The organism is Serratia sp. EC4 (assembly GCF_059652115.1).
Window position 1 is genome coordinate 417,992 of record NZ_JBNIDE010000004.1, and the last position, 19,328, is coordinate 437,319.

General features: G+C 57.2%; 21 protein-coding genes and 2 tRNA genes. 7 read left to right on the forward strand and 16 right to left on the reverse strand.

The window, feature by feature from the left end:
- Nucleotides 1-15: 15 nt before the first annotated feature.
- From nusA to rlmE, 9 genes are all read right to left on the reverse strand, one after another.
- Entirely contained in the window at nt 16-1,524 is a 1,509-nt protein-coding gene (gene nusA / locus ACP39K_RS15425) for a transcription termination factor NusA (RefSeq protein ID WP_004933514.1), read from the reverse strand.
- Nucleotides 1,525-1,545: 21 nt separating this feature from the next.
- Nucleotides 1,546-1,998 (reverse strand): ribosome maturation factor RimP, encoded by a 453-nt coding sequence (gene rimP / locus ACP39K_RS15430; protein ID WP_028127574.1) that lies wholly within the window; start codon nt 1,996-1,998, stop codon nt 1,546-1,548.
- A gap of 217 nt (nt 1,999-2,215) precedes the next feature.
- A tRNA-Met gene (locus tag ACP39K_RS15435) sits at nt 2,216-2,292 on the reverse strand.
- Nucleotides 2,293-2,352: 60 nt separating this feature from the next.
- A tRNA-Leu gene (locus ACP39K_RS15440) sits at nt 2,353-2,439 on the reverse strand.
- A gap of 68 nt (nt 2,440-2,507) precedes the next feature.
- Nucleotides 2,508-2,843: a preprotein translocase subunit SecG gene (gene secG / locus ACP39K_RS15445; RefSeq protein WP_004933519.1), complete on the reverse strand. Its 336-nt coding sequence runs from the start codon at nt 2,841-2,843 to the stop codon at nt 2,508-2,510.
- Between the two features lie 220 nt (nt 2,844-3,063).
- Complete coding sequence (gene glmM, locus ACP39K_RS15450; protein ID WP_004933522.1) at nt 3,064-4,401, reverse strand: phosphoglucosamine mutase; 1,338 nt, start codon at nt 4,399-4,401, stop codon at nt 3,064-3,066.
- A gap of 4 nt (nt 4,402-4,405) precedes the next feature.
- On the reverse strand, nt 4,406-5,242 hold the full coding sequence (folP, locus tag ACP39K_RS15455; RefSeq protein WP_033638906.1) for a dihydropteroate synthase: 837 nt from the start codon (nt 5,240-5,242) through the stop codon (nt 4,406-4,408).
- A 92-nt stretch (nt 5,243-5,334) separates the two neighbouring features.
- The gene (ftsH, locus tag ACP39K_RS15460; RefSeq protein WP_004933529.1) at nt 5,335-7,266 is read right to left on the reverse strand and encodes an ATP-dependent zinc metalloprotease FtsH; all 1,932 of its coding nucleotides are present in this window, start codon (nt 7,264-7,266) and stop codon (nt 5,335-5,337) included.
- Between the two features lie 56 nt (nt 7,267-7,322).
- The gene (rlmE, locus tag ACP39K_RS15465) at nt 7,323-7,952 is read right to left on the reverse strand and encodes a 23S rRNA (uridine(2552)-2'-O)-methyltransferase RlmE (protein WP_004933533.1); all 630 of its coding nucleotides are present in this window, start codon (nt 7,950-7,952) and stop codon (nt 7,323-7,325) included.
- 143 nt (nt 7,953-8,095) lie between these two features.
- Here rlmE and yhbY point away from each other — a divergent pair, with 143 nt between their 5' ends.
- On the forward strand, nt 8,096-8,389 hold the full coding sequence (gene yhbY, locus ACP39K_RS15470) for a ribosome assembly RNA-binding protein YhbY (RefSeq protein ID WP_004933536.1): 294 nt from the start codon (nt 8,096-8,098) through the stop codon (nt 8,387-8,389).
- A gap of 112 nt (nt 8,390-8,501) precedes the next feature.
- Here yhbY and greA read toward each other — a convergent pair whose 3' ends face one another.
- Nucleotides 8,502-8,978: a transcription elongation factor GreA gene (gene greA, locus ACP39K_RS15475; RefSeq protein WP_004933539.1), complete on the reverse strand. Its 477-nt coding sequence runs from the start codon at nt 8,976-8,978 to the stop codon at nt 8,502-8,504.
- Between the two features lie 256 nt (nt 8,979-9,234).
- On the opposite strand from greA, the gene dacB reads away from it, so the two are divergent.
- From dacB to pmrB, 3 genes are read left to right on the forward strand one after another with little or no spacing between them, the layout of a single operon-like run.
- Complete coding sequence (gene dacB, locus ACP39K_RS15480; protein WP_497008643.1) at nt 9,235-10,668, forward strand: serine-type D-Ala-D-Ala carboxypeptidase; 1,434 nt, start codon at nt 9,235-9,237, stop codon at nt 10,666-10,668.
- Between the two features lie 8 nt (nt 10,669-10,676).
- The gene (gene pmrA, locus ACP39K_RS15485) at nt 10,677-11,339 is read left to right on the forward strand and encodes a two-component system response regulator PmrA (RefSeq protein ID WP_004933545.1); all 663 of its coding nucleotides are present in this window, start codon (nt 10,677-10,679) and stop codon (nt 11,337-11,339) included.
- A complete protein-coding gene (gene pmrB / locus ACP39K_RS15490) occupies nt 11,336-12,397 on the forward strand; it encodes a two-component system sensor histidine kinase PmrB (RefSeq protein ID WP_021504259.1) in 1,062 nt (353 codons plus the stop codon). Before pmrA ends, pmrB begins: the two co-directional genes overlap by 4 nt.
- Nucleotides 12,398-12,433: 36 nt before the next feature.
- Here the strand turns inward: pmrB and cgtA are convergent, their stop codons facing one another.
- The 4 genes from cgtA to rplU all read right to left on the reverse strand — a co-directional run bounded on the left by cgtA (nt 12,434) and on the right by rplU (nt 15,286).
- The gene (gene cgtA, locus ACP39K_RS15495) at nt 12,434-13,606 is read right to left on the reverse strand and encodes an Obg family GTPase CgtA (RefSeq protein WP_004933553.1); all 1,173 of its coding nucleotides are present in this window, start codon (nt 13,604-13,606) and stop codon (nt 12,434-12,436) included.
- 16 nt (nt 13,607-13,622) lie between these two features.
- Nucleotides 13,623-14,594: a DMT family transporter gene (locus ACP39K_RS15500; protein WP_021504260.1), complete on the reverse strand. Its 972-nt coding sequence runs from the start codon at nt 14,592-14,594 to the stop codon at nt 13,623-13,625.
- Nucleotides 14,595-14,699: 105 nt separating this feature from the next.
- Nucleotides 14,700-14,957 (reverse strand): 50S ribosomal protein L27, encoded by a 258-nt coding sequence (rpmA, locus tag ACP39K_RS15505; RefSeq protein ID WP_004933559.1) that lies wholly within the window; start codon nt 14,955-14,957, stop codon nt 14,700-14,702.
- Nucleotides 14,958-14,974: 17 nt separating this feature from the next.
- Nucleotides 14,975-15,286, reverse strand: a complete 312-nt coding sequence (gene rplU / locus ACP39K_RS15510) for a 50S ribosomal protein L21 (protein ID WP_004933561.1) — start codon at nt 15,284-15,286, stop codon at nt 14,975-14,977.
- A 270-nt stretch (nt 15,287-15,556) separates the two neighbouring features.
- Between rplU and ispB the strand changes: the two genes are divergently transcribed.
- Nucleotides 15,557-16,528 carry an octaprenyl diphosphate synthase gene (gene ispB, locus ACP39K_RS15515; protein WP_049198340.1) on the forward strand — a complete coding sequence of 324 codons (972 nt, stop codon included), beginning with the start codon at nt 15,557-15,559 and terminating at the stop codon, nt 16,526-16,528.
- Between the two features lie 49 nt (nt 16,529-16,577).
- Here ispB and ACP39K_RS15520 read toward each other — a convergent pair whose 3' ends face one another.
- Complete coding sequence (locus tag ACP39K_RS15520; RefSeq protein WP_028127572.1) at nt 16,578-16,934, reverse strand: DNA-binding protein; 357 nt, start codon at nt 16,932-16,934, stop codon at nt 16,578-16,580.
- Between the two features lie 181 nt (nt 16,935-17,115).
- On the opposite strand from ACP39K_RS15520, the gene ACP39K_RS15525 reads away from it, so the two are divergent.
- The gene (locus ACP39K_RS15525) at nt 17,116-17,376 is read left to right on the forward strand and encodes a helix-turn-helix domain-containing protein (RefSeq protein WP_004933567.1); all 261 of its coding nucleotides are present in this window, start codon (nt 17,116-17,118) and stop codon (nt 17,374-17,376) included.
- Nucleotides 17,377-17,443: 67 nt separating this feature from the next.
- Here the strand turns inward: ACP39K_RS15525 and mdh are convergent, their stop codons facing one another.
- The gene (mdh, locus tag ACP39K_RS15530) at nt 17,444-18,382 is read right to left on the reverse strand and encodes a malate dehydrogenase (protein WP_048796300.1); all 939 of its coding nucleotides are present in this window, start codon (nt 18,380-18,382) and stop codon (nt 17,444-17,446) included.
- A gap of 464 nt (nt 18,383-18,846) precedes the next feature.
- Between mdh and argR the strand changes: the two genes are divergently transcribed.
- Nucleotides 18,847-19,317: a transcriptional regulator ArgR gene (gene argR, locus ACP39K_RS15535; RefSeq protein ID WP_016929335.1), complete on the forward strand. Its 471-nt coding sequence runs from the start codon at nt 18,847-18,849 to the stop codon at nt 19,315-19,317.
- Nucleotides 19,318-19,328: the final 11 nt, after the last annotated feature.

Genomic DNA, 19,328 nt, shown 5'->3' on the forward strand with positions numbered 1-19,328 from the left:
TTCCTGCTACAGTTATTACGCGTTGTCGCCAAACCAACAGATATTGCGCGCAGCCATGATCAGCTCGCCGGCTTGCTCGTCGCTAAGCCCTTCAATATCAGCCAGATCGTCAACACCCTGCTCGGCAAGATCTTCCAGCGTACAAACCCCACGCGCGGCCAGTTTAAAGGCCATGCTGCGCTCAAGACCCGGCAGGTTGAGCAAATCGTCGGCCGGTTTGTTGTCGCCCAGGCTTTCTTCTTGTGCCAGGGCCAGCGTGGTCAATGCAGCTTTGGCGCGTTCGCGCAATGCTTCAACCGTATCTTCATCCAGACCGTCGATTTCCAACAGCTCTTTGATCGGCACGTAGGCCAGCTCTTCCAGCGTGGAGAAGCCTTCTTCAACCAGTACGGTGGCGAAATCTTCGTCGATATCAAGATACTTGGTGAAGGTATCAATAGCGGCATGAGCCTCGGCCTGGTGCTTGGCCTGCAGGTCGTCCGCCGTCATCACGTTCAGTTCCCAACGATCGTCGCCGCGGTGTTGTTTCAGCAACTGGGAAGCCAAACGCACGTTTTGGCCGTTACGGCCGATCGCCTGTGCCAGGTTGCTGGCTTCAACGGCGATATCCATGGTGCAGTTATCTTCATCTACCACGATCGACGCGACGTCGGCCGGCGCCATGGCGTTGATGACGAATTGCGCTGGGTTATCATCCCACAGAATGATGTCGATGCGTTCGCCGCCGAGCTCGCTCGACACGGCCTGAACGCGCGCACCGCGCATACCTACGCAGGCGCCGACCGGGTCGATACGCTTGTCGTTGGTTTTCACTGCAATTTTCGCACGGGAGCCAGGATCGCGGGCTGCCGCTTTAATTTCAATCACTTCTTCGCCGATTTCCGGCACTTCGATGCGGAACAGTTCTTTCAGCATTTCCGGGCTGGAACGGCTGACGAACAGCTGCGCGCCGCGGGCTTCAGGACGCACGGCGTACAGTACGCCACGAATGCGGTCGCCCGGACGGAAGTTTTCGCGCGGCAGCATGTCTTCACGGCCAATCACCGCTTCGGCGTTGTTGCCCAGATCCAGCGCGATGCTGTCACGGTTCACTTTCTTCACCACGCCGGTGACGATCTCACCTTCGTGTTCACGGAAAGCGTCGACCACCATCGCACGCTCGGCCTCGCGCACTTTCTGTACGATAACCTGCTTGGCGGTTTGGGTGGTGATGCGGTCGAAGGTCACGGATTCGATCTGATCTTCGACGTAGCCGCCGAGCTCGATGCTCGGATCTTCAAACTGAGCGGCTTCCAGCGTGATTTCACGCGTTGGCTGCGTCACTTCGTCTACGGCGACCCAACGGCGGAAGGTATCGAAATCGCCGGTTCTGCGGTCAATGCTGACGCGCACGTCGATTTCCTGCTCGTATTTTTTCTTGGTTGCGGTGGCTAATGCAGTTTCCAGCGCTTCGAAAATCTTCTCGCGCGGAAGGGATTTTTCATTGGAAACTGCTTCAACAACAGCCAGAATCTCTTTGTTCATCCTAGTTGCCTCTTCCAAACTTTAAAAGTGGGGTACCAGGTTCGCTTTCTGGATGTTGCTCAGCGCGAACACTTCATCTTTCCCTTCCACAGTAACCGTGATCATCTCGCCTTCGACAGACTTGATAATACCCTGCCACTTGCGACGGTTCTGTACCGCCATGCGCAGGACCAGGCTGACTTCTTCACCGAGGAAACGCGTATAGTGCTCTGCGGTGAACATCGGGCGATCAAGGCCAGGAGAGGAGACTTCCAAGTTGTAAGCGACCGTGATTGGATCTTCGACGTCCAATACAGCGCTGACCTGGTGGCTGACATCAGCGCAATCATCAACATTGATGCCGTTATCACTATCAATATAGATGCGGAGCGTCGATTGGCGCGCACGAATGAATTCGATGCCTACAAGCTCAAAGCCCAACGCTTCTACCGGTGCCGAAAGCATCTCTGTTAACTGTTGCTCTAATGTGGACAAGCCCACCCCCAAGACATAAAAAAAGGGCTAAATAGCCCAGTGATTCTGTTGCCAAATAACAAAAAACCCCGAAAAATCGGGGCTTTATGCAACTGGACCCTGTTTGCCGCTAGGCGGCCTCGGTACAACTTTCGAGCAAGTGTCATTTTCAAATGATGATCGAGAAAAGCGGATTTCAATCGAAAAGTGTATTTGAAAATAAACACTTAAAGGAAAGTGGTTGCGGGGGCCGGATTTGAACCGACGACCTTCGGGTTATGAGCCCGACGAGCTACCAGGCTGCTCCACCCCGCGTCCGAAAACGTGGCAAATACTACGCCGATAATCGCAAAATTGCAAGTTATCTCTGGGATTTGGTACCGAGGATGGGACTCGAACCCACAAGCCCGTTAGGGCACTACCACCTCAAGGTAGCGTGTCTACCAATTCCACCACCTCGGTACTGATTCTTACTGCTAACAGCCGTTGTTCTTTCGAGTTCACAACCACCGTTTACAAACTTTTACGGCTTACTGCGGGATGTCGCTGCTCGGCTTGGCAGGTGCTGCCGGCGCGGTTGTCTGCTCAGTTTTCACCGGCTGACCCAGATTTTCCCACTCGCTGCCTTTCTTGCTTTGGTTGCTGCTGAGGTTGCCCAGAATCAGGCTGATGACGAAGAACAGCGTCGCCAATACAGCAGTCATGCGGGTCATAAAGTTACCGGAACCACTCGAACCGAACAACGTGCCTGATGCACCTGCTCCGAAAGAGGCTCCCATATCAGCGCCTTTACCTTGCTGCAACATAATCAGAGCAACCAGCCCGATTGAAATCAGCAGGAAAATTACCAGAAGAGCTTCGTACATAGTAGTACCCGTATCCTTGCGGTCTCACCGCATGCCAAATGCTTCACACTCATCAAGCAGGCGTGTTTATAAACTGCCTACTGAAGCGGGTGTGAATACTAACCAAAGCCGCCAACCCGCGCAAGGGCAATTTGCAGCCGCCGGCGCGTTTGCGGAAAAAAACGCCAACAATCGTCTATTCGGGCTCAGCGATGCCAAGCCCGGTGGCTAACTGTCTGTTTTAACCTGCGGATTTCACCGCGTCGGCGATGCGATGCGCCAGCGCGGTCACCTGCTGCTCGTCCTCGCCCTCCACCATCACGCGGATCAGCGGCTCGGTGCCCGATTTACGCAGCAGCACCCGGCCGCGGCCGGCCAGCTCGGCTTCCACCTGTTCGGTGACCTTGCGCACCGCTTCAGATTCCAGCGGATTGTGATCGCCGGCGAAACGCACGTTGACCAGGATCTGCGGCAACAGCTTCATGCCGCTGCACAGATCATGCAGGCTCATGTGGTTGCGTACCATGGCGGTCAGCACCTGCAACCCGGCCACGATGCCATCGCCGGTGGTGGTTTTGTCCAGCAGGATCACATGGCCGGAGTTTTCCGCACCGATGCGCCAGCCCAACTCCTGCAGCTTCTCCAGCACGTAACGGTCGCCCACTTTGGCGCGAGCGAACGGAATGCCCAGCTGTTTCAGCGCCAGTTCCAGCCCCATATTGCTCATCAGGGTGCCGACCGCGCCACCGCGCAGCTGACCCTGACGCAGGCCTTCGCGGGCGATGATGTACAGGATCTGATCGCCGTCCACCTTGTTGCCTAGGTGATCCACCATCATCACGCGGTCGCCGTCGCCGTCGAACGCCAGGCCAACGTGCGCTTTTTCCTGCAGCACGCGCTCCTGCAGCTGACGCACATCGGTAGCGCCGCATTTCTCGTTGATGTTCATGCCGTCCGGCTCAACGCCGATGGCGATCACCGTGGCGCCCAGCTCACGCAGCACGCTCGGCGCGATGTGGTAAGTCGCGCCGTTGGCGCAGTCGACCACGATTTTCAGCCCTTTCAGGCTCAGCTCGCTCGGAAAGGTGCCTTTGCAGAATTCGATATAGCGGCCGGCGGCGTCGATGATGCGGCTGGCTTTACCCAGCTCCGAGGACTCCACGCAGGTCAGCGGCTTTTCCATCTCGGCCTCGATCGCTTCTTCGACATTGTCCGGCAGCTTGGCGCCGTCGATCGAGAAAAACTTGATGCCGTTGTCATAGAACGGGTTATGCGAAGCGGAAATGACAATGCCCGCTTCAGCACGGAAGGTACGCGTCAAATAAGCCACCGCCGGCGTGGGCATCGGCCCGGTGAAGGAGGCGGACAATCCGGCGGCCGCCAGACCGGCTTCCAGCGCGGACTCCAGCATATAGCCGGAGATGCGCGTATCCTTACCGATGATGATCTTGCGGGAACCGTGACGCGCCAGCACCTTGCCGGCCGCCCAGCCCAGCTTCAGCACGAAGTCCGGCGTGATGGGGCTGTCCCCGACCTTGCCACGAATGCCGTCGGTGCCAAAATATTTGCGCTCGCTCATGTCTCTACTGTCCCTTAGCTGAAAGTGTTGCCTCGACGACACGCATCGCCTCGACGGTTTCTTTAACGTCATGCACTCTGACAATCTGCGCACCCTGCATCGCCGCGATCACCGCGCAGGCCACGCTGCCGATAACCCGTTGATCCGGCGGCACGTTCAGCAGTTGTCCAATCATCGATTTGCGCGACATGCCGACCAACAGCGGCAAACCAAAACGATGAAACTCCGACAACCGGGCCAGAAGCTGATAGTTGTGCGACAAATTTTTACCGAAACCGAAGCCTGGGTCGAGCAGCAATTTCTGATTTGTTATCCCTGCCTCGTTACAGCGCCGGATATGGTGTTCGAAAAACGCCTGAACGTCGGCGATCAGATCGTCGTAGTGCGGTGCCTGCTGCATGGTGCGCGGCTGCCCCTGCATGTGCATCAGGCAGACCGGCAGGCCGCTTTCCGCCGCCGCCGCCAGGGCACCCGGCTCCTGCAGCGAACGAATGTCGTTGATCAGATGCGCGCCGGCGTGCGCCGATTCGCGGATCACGCCCGCTTTCGAGGTATCGACCGAGATGAAGACTTCGAAACGCTGCGCCAGCGCTTCCACCACCGGCACGACCCGTTCCAATTCTTCCTCTTCACTCACCTCCGCCGCCCCCGGCCTTGTCGACTCGCCGCCGATATCAATCATCGTAGCGCCGGCCGAAATCAGCGCATGCGCGTGCACCAGCGCCTGGTTCAGGGTGTTGTGGCGGCCGCCGTCGGAAAATGAATCCGGCGTCACGTTGAGGATGCCCATCACCTGTGGATGGGAGAGATTGAGCGTCATGTCGCGCACGGTTAACTGCATGGTTGGTCCACCTTACTGTTGCCTGGTTCACTGCCCGCCGGGCAAAAAAAAACCCCGGCGTACCGGGGTTTGATGTTATTACACAGCCGTTCTTACTTGTCGAGCTGTTCGGACATGGTGTTGCCCGGCGTTGGGGTGCGCGGCTCATCTACCGGCGTCGGGGCTTTCGGGGTGCCGCCGTTGTCGGAGCTGTTGCCTTTGTTCGCATCGTCCCAGCCCGCCGGCGGACGCACGTCTTTGCGGTTCATCAGATCGTCGATCTGCGGCGCATCGATGGTTTCATACTTCATCAGCGCATCCTTCATCGAGTGCAGGATGTCCATGTTTTCCATCAGCAGCGAGCGAGCACGCGTGTAGTTACGTTCGATCAGCGACTTCACTTCCTGGTCGATGATACGCGCGGTTTCATCCGACATGTGCTTCGCCTTGGCCACGGAGCGGCCCAGGAACACTTCACCTTCTTCTTCCGCATACAGCAGCGGCCCCAGCTTCTCGGAGAAGCCCCATTGGGTCACCATGTTGCGGGCGATGGAGGTCGCCACTTTGATGTCGTTCGACGCACCGGTAGAGACTTTTTCCGGCCCGTAGATGATCTCTTCCGCCAGACGGCCGCCGTACAGGGTGGAGATTTGGCTCTCCAGCTTCTGACGGCTGGCGCTGATCGCATCCCCTTCCGGCAGGAAGAAGGTCACGCCAAGCGCACGGCCACGAGGAATGATCGTCACTTTGTGTACCGGATCGTGTTCAGGAACCAGGCGGCCGATGATGGCGTGGCCCGCTTCGTGATACGCGGTCGACTCTTTCTGCGCTTCGGTCATCACCATGGAGCGACGTTCCGCACCCATCATGATCTTGTCTTTGGCTTTCTCGAACTCCACCATCGACACCACGCGCTTGTTGCCGCGGGCGGCGAACAGCGCCGCTTCGTTGACCAGGTTGGCCAGGTCGGCACCGGAGAAGCCCGGCGTACCGCGCGCAATGACGGAGGCGTCGATGTCGGCAGCCAACGGCACGCGGCGCATGTGCACCTTCAGGATCTGCTCACGGCCACGCACATCCGGCAGCCCGACCACGACCTGACGGTCGAAACGGCCCGGGCGCAGCAGCGCAGGGTCAAGCACGTCCGGACGGTTGGTGGCCGCGATGACGATGATGCCCTCGTTGCCTTCGAAACCGTCCATCTCAACCAGCATCTGGTTCAGGGTCTGCTCGCGCTCATCGTGACCGCCACCCAGGCCGGCGCCACGCTGGCGGCCGACGGCGTCGATTTCATCGATGAAGATGATGCACGGCGCGGCTTTCTTCGCTTGTTCAAACATATCACGCACGCGGGATGCCCCCACGCCGACGAACATTTCAACGAAGTCGGAACCGGAAATGGTGAAGAACGGCACCTTCGCTTCGCCGGCGATCGCTTTCGCCAACAGCGTTTTACCGGTCCCCGGCGGGCCGACCATCAGCACGCCTTTCGGGATCTTGCCGCCCAATTTCTGGAAACGGCTCGGCTCGCGCAGGTATTCCACCAGTTCGCTCACCTCTTCTTTCGCTTCGTCACACCCGGCGACATCGGCGAAAGTGGTCTTGATCTGGTCTTCCGTCAGCATGCGGGCCTTGCTCTTGCCGAAGGACATCGCGCCCTTGCCGCCGCCGCCCTGCATTTGCCGCATAAAGAAGATCCAGACCCCGATCAGCAACAGCATCGGGAACCAGGAGATAAAGATAGAAGCCAGCAGGCTCGGCTCTTCAGGCGGCTCGCCGACAACTTTCACATTCTTCGTTAACAACGTATCCAGCAACTTGGGATCGTTGACAGGGATGTAGGTCGTGTATTTGTTACTGTCTTTCTTGGTAACGTTAATTTCACGTCCGTTGATTCGCGCTTCGCGAACCTGGTCCTGGGTCAGTTCGGACATGAAGGTAGAGTAATCCACCCTACGGCCATTCGACTCGCTGGGCCCAAAGCTCTGGAATACAGACATCAACACTACCGCGATGACTAACCAGAGAATTAGGTTTTTCGCCATGTCACTCAAGGGATTAACCTCATCTTACAACTGTGTTAACAAACAGCGTTAGGGTACTACAGTTTGCGCCCTGTCGCTACAATGTACACTTCGCGCGAACGGGCGCGGGAAGCGTCTGGCTTACGAATCTTAACCTTCGTAAACAGGGAGCGAATTTCCCGTAGGTACTCGTCAAAGCCATCTCCCTGGAACACCTTCACCAGGAAACTTCCGCCTGGTGCGAGGACATCACGACACATATCCAGCGCCAACTCCACCAGATACATCGACCTTGGAATGTCGACCGCCGGGGTGCCACTCATATTCGGGGCCATATCTGACATGACCACCTGAACCTTACTCTCGCCTACTCGTTCCAACAGCGCCTTCAGCACCAGTTCATCACGAAAATCGCCCTGAAGGAAATCGACGCCAACGATAGGATCCATTGGCAAAATATCACAGGCGATGATGCGCCCGGTACCGCCGATTTGGGTGACCACATACTGCGACCAGCCGCCCGGTGCGGCGCCCAGGTCAACCACGGTCATGCCCGGTTTGAACAGTTTGTCGCTCTGCTGTATTTCATCAAGTTTAAACCAGGCACGGGAACGCAGTCCCTTTTTCTGCGCCTGCTGTACATATTTATCGCTAAAGTGTTCTTGTAACCAGCGACTGGAGCTAGCCGAACGCTTTTTATTAGCCATCTCGTTTTCCAACTATCATAAAAAGAGTCTTATGTCAGGGTCGCTGCTCACGTAGACTCACACCGGTGAAGACCGATTTGGTGATATACATGAGATGGCGGTAGAATGTACCGTTTTCAATCCCAACTTAAGCAAAAAAGACAATGAATCTGAATAATAAACAAAAACAGCACCTGAAAGGCCTGGCGCATCCGTTAAAACCGGTGGTGATGCTGGGCAATAACGGTCTTACCGAAGGGGTGCTGGCTGAAATTGAACAGGCTCTGGAGCATCATGAGCTGATCAAGGTAAAAATCGCCGCTGAAGATCGCGAAACCAAGACCCTGATCGCCGACGCTATCGTGCGTGAAACGGGCGCCTGCAATGTGCAAGTTATCGGCAGTACGCTTATTCTTTACCGCCCGTCGAAAGAGCGCAAGATCAGTCTACCGCGTTAATAACCATCAGGTTAACGAAAAGGTGCCATGCGCCTGACCAAGATAAAAGGCCGCTTGCGGCCTTTTTCCTATCTTTACAAAACGTTGGCGCATTAATGACCAACGGTCCCGATCAGAGATACTCGACCTTCAGGATCTCGTATTCCACGTCGCCGCCAGGGGTTTTGATCACCACCACATCGTCTTGCTCTTTGCCGATCAGGCCGCGCGCCATCGGCGAGTTTACCGAAATCAGATTTTTCTTGAAATCGGCCTCATCGTCGCCAACGATGCGGTAAGTCACTTCTTCTTCGCTGTCCAGATTCATCACCGATACGGTGGCGCCGAAGATCACCCGACCGGTGTTCGGCATCTTGGTGATATCGATCACCTGCGCATTGGACAGCTTGGCTTCGATCTCCTGAATGCGGCCTTCGCAGAAACCCTGCTGTTCGCGGGCGGCATGGTACTCGGCATTTTCTTTCAAGTCGCCGTGTTCACGCGCTTCAGCGATATCCGCAATGATTTTCGGGCGGCGCACGCTTTTCAGATATTCGAGCTCTTCGCGCAGTTTTTCAGCGCCAAACAAGGTCATCGGAATTTGGTTCATCGTATAAATACCTCTAAATCTTTCCTGTTCAAATAACCGTCATCCTGACGTATTCGTATGAAAACACGGTTGGCATTCCGCCCCCCGCCTCCAGGCGACAAACAAAAGAAACCTGACTCGGAACGGGGCCCAAGCCAAGATCGGTTTTGCATTTTGATACGCATTTTAGCCTAGAGTTCCTTGAGGGTCATCGTTTACTTTTTCCCTGATTGCACCGTAGTATGACGGCACGTTATCCAGCTGTTATCCCGAGATTATGCGTTTTTCACGAATTGTCAGTGCATTGGCTTGCGCATTTGTTCTGAATGCGAATGCGGCCCCGGTTGAAGAGTACACACAATATCTGCCTGATGGGGCCAACCTTGCCCTGGTCGTTCAGAAGATCGGTGCCGGTGCGCCGACGATCGATTATCACTCTCAGCAGATGGCGCTGCCGGCCAGTACCCAAAAAGTGCTGACGGCGCTGGCGGCATTGCTGCAACTCGGGCCCGATTACCGTTTCACCACCACGCTGGAGAGCCAGGGCGATATCCGCGACGGCGTGCTGCGCGGCAACCTGATCGCCCGCTTCAGCGGCGATCCGACCTTCAAACGTCAGAGCCTGCGCAATATGGTGGCCGTCCTGAAGAAGCAGGGCGTGCGCCAAATCAGCGGCGACGTGCTGGTCGATACCTCGGTCTTCGCCAGCCATGACAAGGCGCCCGGTTGGCCGTGGAACGATCTGACGCAGTGCTTCAGCGCGCCGCCGGCCGCCGCCATCGTCGATCGCAACTGTTTCTCGGTCTCGCTGTACAGCGCGCCGAACCCGGGCGACATGGCGTTTATCCGCGTCGCCTCCTATTATCCGGTCAATATGTTTAGCCAGGTGCGCACCCTGGCGCGCGGATCCGCAGACGCGCAATACTGCGAACTGGACGTGGTGCCGGGCGAGCTGAACCGCTTTACCCTGACCGGCTGCCTGACGCAGCGCAGCGAACCGCTGCCGTTGGCCTTCGCCATCCAGGACGGTGCCAGCTATGCGGGCGCCATACTGAAAGACGAGCTGACTCAGGCCGATATCCAGATCGACGGGCATTTGAAACGCCAAACGCGCCCCGGCATCACCGGCACGGTGATCGCGCAAACCCAGTCGGCGCCGCTGCACGATCTGTTGAAAATCATGCTGAAGAAATCGGACAACATGATCGCCGATACCGTCTTCCGCACGATCGGCCACGAGCGCTTCGGCGTGCCGGGCACCTGGCGAGCAGGTTCCGATGCGGTACGCCAGGTGCTGCGCCAGAAGGCCGGCATCGATCTGGGCAACACCATCATCGCCGACGGTTCCGGCCTGTCGCGCCACAACCTGCTGGCCCCGGCGACCATGATGCAGGCGCTGCAGTACATCGCGCAGCACGACAGCGAGCTGAACTTTATCTCGATGCTGCCGCTGTCCGGTTATGACGGCACCCTGCGCTACCGCGGCGGCCTGCATGAGGCCGGCGTAGACGGCAAGGTGTCGGCCAAGACCGGCGCGCTGCAGGGCGTCTACAACCTGGCGGGCTTCATCACTACCGCCAGCGGCCAGCGCATGGCCTTCGTGCAGTATCTCTCCGGCTACGCCGTGCCGCCGGAAGATCAGAAACAGCGCCGCGCGCCGCTGGTGCGTTTCGAAAGTCGCCTGTATCGGGATATTTACCAAAACAACTGAGGATCGCCATGAAGCTGCTGGTCGTTGAAGATGATGAACTGCTGCAACAAGGGTTGGCGCTGGCGCTGACCGGCGAAGGCTACGTGTGCGACTGCGCCGCCACAGCGGCGGAAGCCAGCAGCCTGCTCATCACCAGCCAATACAGCATGGTGATCCTGGATCTCGGTCTGCCGGACATGGACGGCGCCGCGCTGCTGCGGCAGTGGCGCCGCCAACAGATCGATCTGCCGGTGCTGATCCTGACCGCCCGCGACGCCCTGGAAGACCGCGTCGATGGGCTGGACGCCGGCGCCGACGACTACCTGGTCAAACCCTTCGCGCTGGTTGAGTTGCAGGCGCGCGTGCGCGCCCTCCTGCGGCGCTACCAGGGTCACAGCGACAATCTGATGCAGGTGGATGACCTGCAGTTGAATCTCTCCAGCCAGCAGGTCTATCTGCAACAGCAGCCGGTGGAGGTCACGCCGAAAGAGTTCGCCATTCTGGCGCGCCTGATCATGCGTGCCGGGCAGACGGTCAACCGCGAACTCCTGCAGCAGGATCTCTACACCTGGCAAGACGATTTAGGGTCCAACACCCTGGAAGTGCATATCCACAACCTGCGCCGCAAACTGGGCAAGGATCGCATCCGCACCGTGCGCGGCATCGGCTACCGCCTGGAACCCTCGTCATGATCAGCATGCGCCGCCGCCTGCTGCTGATGCTGGCGCTGATCCTGCTGGTCACGCAACTCATCAGCGCCTTCTGGCTGTGGCACGAAAGCCAGGAGCAGATCAGCTTCCTGGTGGACGAAACCCTGTCCGCCAAAGTGCGTACCGAACGCGTCGATACCGAGATTGCCGAGGCCATCGCGTCGCTGTTGGCGCCTTCGCTGATCATGATGATCGTCACGCTGTTGGCGTCGTTTTGGGCCATCAGTTGGATCATCCGCCCGCTCAACCAATTGCAGCAACGGCTGGAAAAACGCTCTGCCGATAACCTGACGCCGCTGCCGATCACCAGCGACAGTCAGGAAATGGTGGCGGTCACCAATGCGCTCAATCAGCTGTTTTCACGGCTGGATAACACCATTCAACAGGAACGCCTGTTCACTGCCGACGCCGCCCACGAGCTGCGCACGCCGCTGGCCGGCATCCGCCTGCACCTGGAACTGATGGAAAAGCAGGGCGTCAAGGGCAGCCAGGCGCTGATCGCCCGCATCGATCAGCTGATGCACACCGTCGAGCAGTTGCTGATGCTGTCGCGCGCCGGGCAAGACTTCGCCAGCGGCCATTATCAGCATTTCGATTGGGTGGCCGATGTGATCCAGCCGCTGCGTGAAGAGCTCGACGAAATGGCCGCCCAACGCGGGCAGACGCTGGGCTGGCAATTGCCGGCTGCTGCCACCGTGAACGGCGATCCGGTGCTGCTGCGGCTGCTGCTGCGCAACCTGGTCGAAAACGCCCACCGTTACGGCCCGGAAGGCGGCGCGATACAGGTGCGGTTAACGCCGCAAGACAACGGCTATCTGCTGCAGGTCATCGACGATGGCCCGGGAATCAAGGAAGAGATGGTCGGGGAACTGACGCAGGCGTTTCGCCGCATGGATCAACGCTACGGCGGCAGCGGACTGGGCCTGAATATCGTGATCCGCATCGCGCAACTGCACCAGGGGCGTTTGACGCTGGAAAACCGCCGCGATGCGCGCGGCCTGAATGCCCAGTGCTGGCTGCCGGAAAAGGCGCTCAAATAACAAGGGCCCAGCGTTGCTGAGCCCTTTATCACCGAATTACTTCTGGTAAATGATTTCGACGCCTTCGTCGTCGTCTTCGTCCCAGTCGTCATCCCAGTCATCTTCCGCTTCGGCTTCCACTTCCGCGATTTGCTCGCGGTGGTAGTCATCCCACATGAATTCGACTTTTTCCGGTGCGCTTTCTTCGATCGCCATCGCTTTCGGCTGGGTGTTGATGAAGTTCATCACGTCCCAGCACAGCGCATTGACGCCTTCGCGGTTGGCGGCGGAGATCATGTAGTACTTCCCTTCCCAGCCCATGCCTTCCACAATCGCCTTGGCGCGTTCGGCGGCTTCTTCCTCACCAATCACATCAATTTTGTTGAACACCAGCCAGCGCGGCTTCTGCGCCAGATTTTCGCTGTATTGGTTCAACTCGTTGATAATGACTTTGGCGTTTTCCACCGGATCGGATTCGTCGATCGGCGCGATATCCACCAGGTGCAGCAGCACGCGGCAACGCTCCAGGTGTTTCAGGAAACGAATACCCAGGCCGGCGCCTTCGGAGGCGCCTTCGATCAGCCCCGGAATGTCGGCGACCACAAAGCTCTGCTCGTGGTCCATGCGCACCACGCCCAGGCTCGGCACCAGCGTGGTGAACGGATAATCGGCCACCTTCGGCTTGGCGGCGGACACCGCGCGGATGAAGGTCGATTTGCCGGCGTTCGGCAGCCCCAGCATGCCCACATCGGCCAGCAGCAACAGCTCCAGCAACAGGTCACGCGCTTCGCCGGCGGTACCCAGCGTCTTCTGACGCGGCGCGCGGTTGACCGAAGATTTGAAACGGGTGTTGCCCAGACCGTGCCAGCCGCCTTTGGCGACCATCAGCTTCTGCTCGTGGCGGGTCATGTCGCCGAGGATCTCGCCGGTGCCCTGATCCTTCACGCGCGTGCCGACCGGCACCTTGATGATGACGTCTTTACCGCGTTTGCCGGTACAATCGCGGCTCTGGCCATTCTGGCCGCGCTCGGCGCGGAAAGACTTCTCAAAGCGGTAGTCGATCAGGGTGTTAAGGTTCTCGTCCGCCAGCAGGTAGACGTCGCCGCCGTCGCCGCCGTCGCCGCCGTCAGGCCCACCGTTCGGGATATATTTTTCGCGGCGGAAGCTGACGCACCCGTTGCCGCCGTCGCCTGCAACGACCAGAATCGCTGCTTCATCTACAAACTTCATTTACCGTCTCCGTAAATCATTCACCGGGCTGCTTCAAAGGAGCAACCAGGGGGGGGTCTGCCCGTCGCGGCCACCACCGGTGACCAATTGCGGAAAACATGGCGCCCGCCACAACCACAAACGCACCGACATAGCCGACGATGTTCAGCGTCGGCATGGCGAATGCCTGGGGCCAAGCCAGCGCCAATAAATCTGAAAACAGCAGGGTAAACAGCGGGGTCAACGTAACCAACGCGCTCACCTGCGCCGCCTGCCAGCGCGCCATCGCTTCTGCCAGCGCGCCATAGCCGATCAGCGTGTTGGCGCCGCAAAACAGCAGGCACGCCAATTGCCAGCCGCTAAGCTGGAAAATCACCTCGGGTTTGGCCAGAGGGAACAACGCAATCGCACATAAAGTGTACAACATAACCAGGATCTGCGGCGAAGCCAGCCGGCGCAGCAACACCTTCTGCGCCACGCCATAGCTCACCCAGACCATCGCCGCGCACACGCCCAGCATGACGCCCAGCGTGTAGTCCGTCAGCCGGGTGAAGATCTCTATCAGACTGACGTTGAAAAACAGCATCAGCCCGCAAATCAGCATCAGGGCGCCAATGACCTGGGTGATGCGCATGCGTTCTTTTAAAATCAGCACGCTGGCGAACATCATACCGACTGGCGACAGCTGGCCAATCACCTGCGACGCCGTCGGGCTCAGGTATTGCAGCGAGGAACTGAAGAACACAAAGTTGCCCAGCAGCCCCGCCGTCGCGATCGCCAACAGCAGCAGCCAACGCGGCTGGCGGAACATCGTCAGCGGCGGCAGCTTGCCGCGCACCGCAAGGATCACGCCCAAACCGATGGCGGCCATGGTAAAGCGATACCAGACAACGGTAAACGGCTCCATCACCACCAACACTTCTTTCATCGCGATCGGCAACGCGCCCCAACAAACCGCCGTGGTTAACGCCAGAGAAATGCCAACGCCGACCTGCTGCTTCGTATCCATATCACCTTCGCCAACGCTGACGGACCTGCCCTCAGGCAACCCATAAATGTAAAAAGCCCCGCAACGAATTGCGGGGCTTACATCTATTTCGTAAGGCTCGAAAAATTATTCAGCTTCGATGCTGATGAATTTACGATTGCTCGGGCCTTTAACTTCGAATTTGACTTTACCGTCTTTCAAAGCAAACAGAGTGTGGTCTTTGCCGCAACCCACGTTGGTACCAGCGTGGAATTTGGTGCCGCGCTGACGAACGATGATGCTGCCTGCCAGTACTGCTTCGCCGCCAAAGCGTTTTACGCCCAGACGTTTAGCTTCTGAATCGCGACCGTTACGAGTCGAGCCGCCAGCCTTTTTGTGTGCCATTAATCCGCTCTCCTAACTTAAGCGCTGATGCCGGTGATTTTAACGTCAGTGAACCACTGACGGTGGCCCTGCTGCTTACGGTGGTGTTTACGACGACGAAACTTAACGATTTTAATTTTCTCGCCACGACCGTGAGCAACGACTTCAGCTTTGATCTTGCCGCCATCGACGAAAGGAACGCCGATTTTGATATCTTCGCCATTAGCGATCATCAGAATCTGGTCAAACTCAACCGCTTCACCAGTTGCGATGTCCAGCTTTTCCAAGCGAACGGTCTGACCTTCGCTTACTCGGTGTTGTTTACCACCACTTTGGAAAACCGCGTACATATAAAACTCCGCTTTCCGCGTGCCCGACTGTGTTAGTTCAGAGCGCGCTATAAATATTCACAATAGGGCGCGAATTCTACGCAAAAAAGCAGCGCATGACAAGAGCAGAATAAGATCAGAACAAGAAAAAAGAAGAAAAAAAGCGCAGTTTCTTTCGTGGCGTTTATCTGAACCGTTTTTCAAGTACAATCATAGGGACAGTTACCGCCATGTACCGATGTGAGCAGCGATCTCAACGCGGTGAAGAGAAACACAGCTGAAAAAAACACAATGAACCTAGAGCAAATTACCGAGTTAACCGCGCAAGATATGGCGGCCGTGAACGCAACAATTCTCGAACAGCTGAATTCCGATGTCACGCTCATCAATCAGCTTGGCTATTACATTATCAGCGGTGGCGGTAAGCGCATCCGGCCGATGATCGCCGTCCTGGCGGCGCGGGCGTTGGGCTACGAAGGCAACAAGCACGTCACCGTCGCCGCCCTGATCGAATTCATTCATACCGCCACGCTGCTGCATGACGACGTCGTCGACGAATCGGACATGCGCCGCGGCAAAGCCACCGCCAACGCGGCGTTCGGCAACGCCGCCAGCGTGCTGGTCGGCGACTTTATCTATACCCGCGCCTTCCAGATGATGACCAGCCTGGAATCCCTGCGCGTGCTGGCGCTGATGTCGGAGGCGGTCAACGTCATCGCCGAAGGTGAAGTGCTGCAGTTGATGAACGTGCACGATCCCGACATCAGCGAAGAAAGTTATATGCGGGTGATCTACAGCAAAACCGCCCGTCTGTTTGAAGCGGCGGCGCAATCGTCGGCGATCCTGTCCGGCGCCAACGCTGAGCAAGAACAGGCGCTGCAAGATTATGGCCGCTACCTCGGCACCGCTTTCCAGCTGATCGACGATCTGCTCGACTACAGCGCCGACGGCAGCACCCTGGGCAAAAACACCGGCGACGATCTGAACGAAGGGAAACCGACCCTGCCGCTGCTGCACGCGATGCACAACGGCGACGACGCCCAGCGTGACATGATCCGCGGCGCGATTGAGCAAGGCAACGGCCGTCACCTGTTGGAGCCGGTGCTGCAGGCGATGCAGCAATGCGGTTCGCTGGAATACACCCGCAAACGCGCCGAGGAAGAAGCCGACAAGGCGATCGCCGCGCTGCAGGTATTGCCGGCATCAGAGCACCGAACAGCGCTGGAGGGCCTGGCCCATTTGGCGGTACAACGCGACTTTTAAGAAATCGCGTTTCTAAATGTGTTCATCAGGCCCGCCCACGCGGGCCTGCTTAGGTATTGCTCTCTTCGTCGATACGCGCCAGCAGGCCGCCGATCCCTTCCCGCATCAGGAAAGCCACCATTCTCTCGCGCTCGCTCTCCGTCAAATGGTAGTAATACTCGATCCAGACCGCCAACGGATCCTGGCGTTCTACGTCATATGCCGCCCCGTCCTCCTTCAGCGCCAGCAGGTTACGCACGCCTGGAGGCAGGCTGTCGATATGGTACTCCAACGCTTTTCCCTGCACGCCTTTACGCCTGCGGCTGATCCAGCCTTCGCGTCGGGCCATCAGATTGATTCCCTGTGGTGAGGAGGGTAATCCTGCGATGCCTGTCAGTTCCTTGGCGGCAAACCACTCGTTTTTCATAGCCATCATCTCTGGGCAATAGTGGGCAATGTCGTTTTTTGGAAATTACCTGGGTATTTTTTAGGAAATTTAATGGTATTCTTATTTCCGAATAAGCGTTTCACGTTGTTCAAACGCTTAACCATGACCCGTTAGTTATACCACTAACGCAACTTTGGCTAATCAGAAAAGGAATGTAAACATGAATTCAAGGAACCCAGATTGGCATCCGGCAGATATCATCGCGGCGCTACGCAAGCAGGGCACCACGCTGGCGGCAGTGTCGCGCAAGGCCGGATTAAGCTCATCGACGCTGGCCAATGCGCTGTCGCGCCCGTGGCCGAAGGGGGAATGGCTGATCGCCGAAGCGATAGGCATCCACCCTTCGGAGATCTGGCCAAGCCGCTATTACGATCCGCACAGCGATTGCCTGCTGGATCGCAAAGCACGTATCAAATCGTGAACGCGGAGCAAAAAAAAACCGCCGGAACAGCGTCCGGCGGCGTTTATCGGCTGACTATCGGTGTCGATCAGTTATTGATGAACTTCTCGCCCAGTTCGATATCTTTATGCAGCACGTCCAGCATCTCGTTCAGCGCTTTCTGCTCGAAGGCGCTCAGGGTGCCGATATCTTTGCGTTCTTCAACGCCGTTTTTGCCCAGCACCAGCGGCTGCGCGAAGAAGCGAGCGTATTTGCCGTCGCCTTCAACGTAAGCGCATTCCACAACGCCTTTCTCGCCCTGCAGCGCACGCACCAGAGACAGACCGAAACGGGCGGCCGCCTGACCCATGGACAGCGTTGCAGATCCGCCGCCGGCTTTGGCTTCTACCACTTCGGTACCGGCATTCTGAATGCGTTTGGTCAGATCCGCCACTTCCTGCTCGGTGAAGCTCACGCTAGGGATCTGCGACAGCAGAGGCAGGATGGTCACGCCAGAGTGGCCGCCGATCACCGGTACGTTCAACTCTTCCGGCTGCTTGCCTTTCAGCTCGGCCACGAAGGTGTTGGAACGGATGATATCCAGCGAAGTCACGCCGAACAGTTTGTTCTTGTCGTAAACGCCGGCTTTTTTCAGCACTTCCGCCGCGATGGCAACCGTGGTGTTAACCGGGTTGGTGATGATGCCGATGCAGGCTTTCGGGCAAGTTTTCGCCACTTGCTCAATCAGATTACGCACGATGCCGGCGTTAACGTTGAACAGGTCAGAGCGATCCATGCCAGGCTTACGGGCCACGCCGGCGGAAATCAGCACCACATCCGCGCCGTGCAGAGCCGGAGTCGCGTCTTCGCCGCTGAAGCCTTTGATTTTAACTGCGGTTGGGATGTGGCTTAAGTCGACGGCAACGCCTGGGGTAACGGGGGCAATGTCGTAGAGAGAGAGTTCAGAACCTGAAGGAAGCTGGGTTTTGAGTAGAAGGGCGAGGGCCTGGCCGATACCGCCAGCAGCACCGAGAACTGCAACTTTCATCCTATACTCCTTTATTATCTTAAATATATAAAGCGCCGTGAATGTGTTGGTTACGGACCTTAAGTTATTACACCTTTCAAAACAATAAATTAGCCAATTCTTGCCTGCAGGTGTAATAAAACGGCCGCTGTCGCGCCCATTTTAGATTAAATCGCTTACGCATGAAGGGCATAGCGCACACTAATCAAAAATAGTGCGAGGTTATTCACGAGCAAGTTAACCGGCCGTTACATTACACCCTTACGCAACATCAGAACAACATCATTTTAATAACATTTTATTTACCACCGCAGGCCGATTTTCCGTCGTCAAAAGGGCATATTCATCGCGGCCGGATTTTGTTAAAATGCCGCCCTTTCCTCGCCGTCCGGTCATTTTTATTTTCTTTGGGGCGGCCTTTGTTGCATAAAAATTCATCTATATGCATAATCATGACTTCCACTATCAACATTCCACGGTGCAAAATGCGTAATCCCGCAAAACAGGAAGATCTGATCAAGACGTTCAAAGCGTTATTGAAAGAAGAAAAATTCAGTTCTCAAGGCGAGATCGTTTTGGCGCTGCAAGAAGAAGGCTTCGAAAACATTAACCAATCCAAAGTATCGCGCATGCTGACCAAGTTCGGCGCGGTACGTACGCGCAATGCCAAAATGGAAATGGTGTATTGCCTTCCTGCCGAACTCGGCGTGCCGACCACCACCAGCCCATTGAAGAATCTGGTGCTCGACGTCGACCATAACGATGCCGTCGTGGTGATCCACACCAGCCCGGGCGCCGCGCAGCTGATCGCCCGCCTGCTCGACTCACTGGGTAAATCCCAGGGTATCCTCGGCACAATTGCCGGCGACGACACGATTTTCGTCACCCCGTCCAGCGGCTTTACCGCTCAGAAGCTGCATGAAGCGATCCTGGGCGTGTTCGAGCAAGAGCTGTGAAACCTGGCGCT

Excerpts from the sequence above, each read along its gene's own strand:
- nusA (WP_004933514.1), bottom strand. The coding sequence starts at position 1,524 with ATGAACAAAGAGATTCTGGCTGTTGTTGAAGCAGTTTCCAATGAAAAA.
- secG (WP_004933519.1), bottom strand. The coding sequence starts at position 2,843 with ATGTACGAAGCTCTTCTGGTAATTTTCCTGCTGATTTCAATCGGGCTG.
- glmM (WP_004933522.1), bottom strand. The coding sequence starts at position 4,401 with ATGAGCGAGCGCAAATATTTTGGCACCGACGGCATTCGTGGCAAGGTC.
- folP (WP_033638906.1), bottom strand. The coding sequence starts at position 5,242 with ATGCAGTTAACCGTGCGCGACATGACGCTCAATCTCTCCCATCCACAG.
- ftsH (WP_004933529.1), bottom strand. The coding sequence starts at position 7,266 with ATGGCGAAAAACCTAATTCTCTGGTTAGTCATCGCGGTAGTGTTGATG.
- rlmE (WP_004933533.1), bottom strand. The coding sequence starts at position 7,952 with ATGGCTAATAAAAAGCGTTCGGCTAGCTCCAGTCGCTGGTTACAAGAA.
- yhbY (WP_004933536.1), top strand. The coding sequence starts at position 8,096 with ATGAATCTGAATAATAAACAAAAACAGCACCTGAAAGGCCTGGCGCAT.
- greA (WP_004933539.1), bottom strand. The coding sequence starts at position 8,978 with ATGAACCAAATTCCGATGACCTTGTTTGGCGCTGAAAAACTGCGCGAA.
- dacB (WP_497008643.1), top strand. The coding sequence starts at position 9,235 with ATGCGTTTTTCACGAATTGTCAGTGCATTGGCTTGCGCATTTGTTCTG.
- pmrA (WP_004933545.1), top strand. The coding sequence starts at position 10,677 with ATGAAGCTGCTGGTCGTTGAAGATGATGAACTGCTGCAACAAGGGTTG.
- pmrB (WP_021504259.1), top strand. The coding sequence starts at position 11,336 with ATGATCAGCATGCGCCGCCGCCTGCTGCTGATGCTGGCGCTGATCCTG.
- cgtA (WP_004933553.1), bottom strand. The coding sequence starts at position 13,606 with ATGAAGTTTGTAGATGAAGCAGCGATTCTGGTCGTTGCAGGCGACGGC.
- ACP39K_RS15500 (WP_021504260.1), bottom strand. The coding sequence starts at position 14,594 with ATGGATACGAAGCAGCAGGTCGGCGTTGGCATTTCTCTGGCGTTAACC.
- rpmA (WP_004933559.1), bottom strand. The coding sequence starts at position 14,957 with ATGGCACACAAAAAGGCTGGCGGCTCGACTCGTAACGGTCGCGATTCA.
- rplU (WP_004933561.1), bottom strand. The coding sequence starts at position 15,286 with ATGTACGCGGTTTTCCAAAGTGGTGGTAAACAACACCGAGTAAGCGAA.
- ispB (WP_049198340.1), top strand. The coding sequence starts at position 15,557 with ATGAACCTAGAGCAAATTACCGAGTTAACCGCGCAAGATATGGCGGCC.
- ACP39K_RS15520 (WP_028127572.1), bottom strand. The coding sequence starts at position 16,934 with ATGAAAAACGAGTGGTTTGCCGCCAAGGAACTGACAGGCATCGCAGGA.
- ACP39K_RS15525 (WP_004933567.1), top strand. The coding sequence starts at position 17,116 with ATGAATTCAAGGAACCCAGATTGGCATCCGGCAGATATCATCGCGGCG.
- mdh (WP_048796300.1), bottom strand. The coding sequence starts at position 18,382 with ATGAAAGTTGCAGTTCTCGGTGCTGCTGGCGGTATCGGCCAGGCCCTC.
- argR (WP_016929335.1), top strand. The coding sequence starts at position 18,847 with ATGCGTAATCCCGCAAAACAGGAAGATCTGATCAAGACGTTCAAAGCG.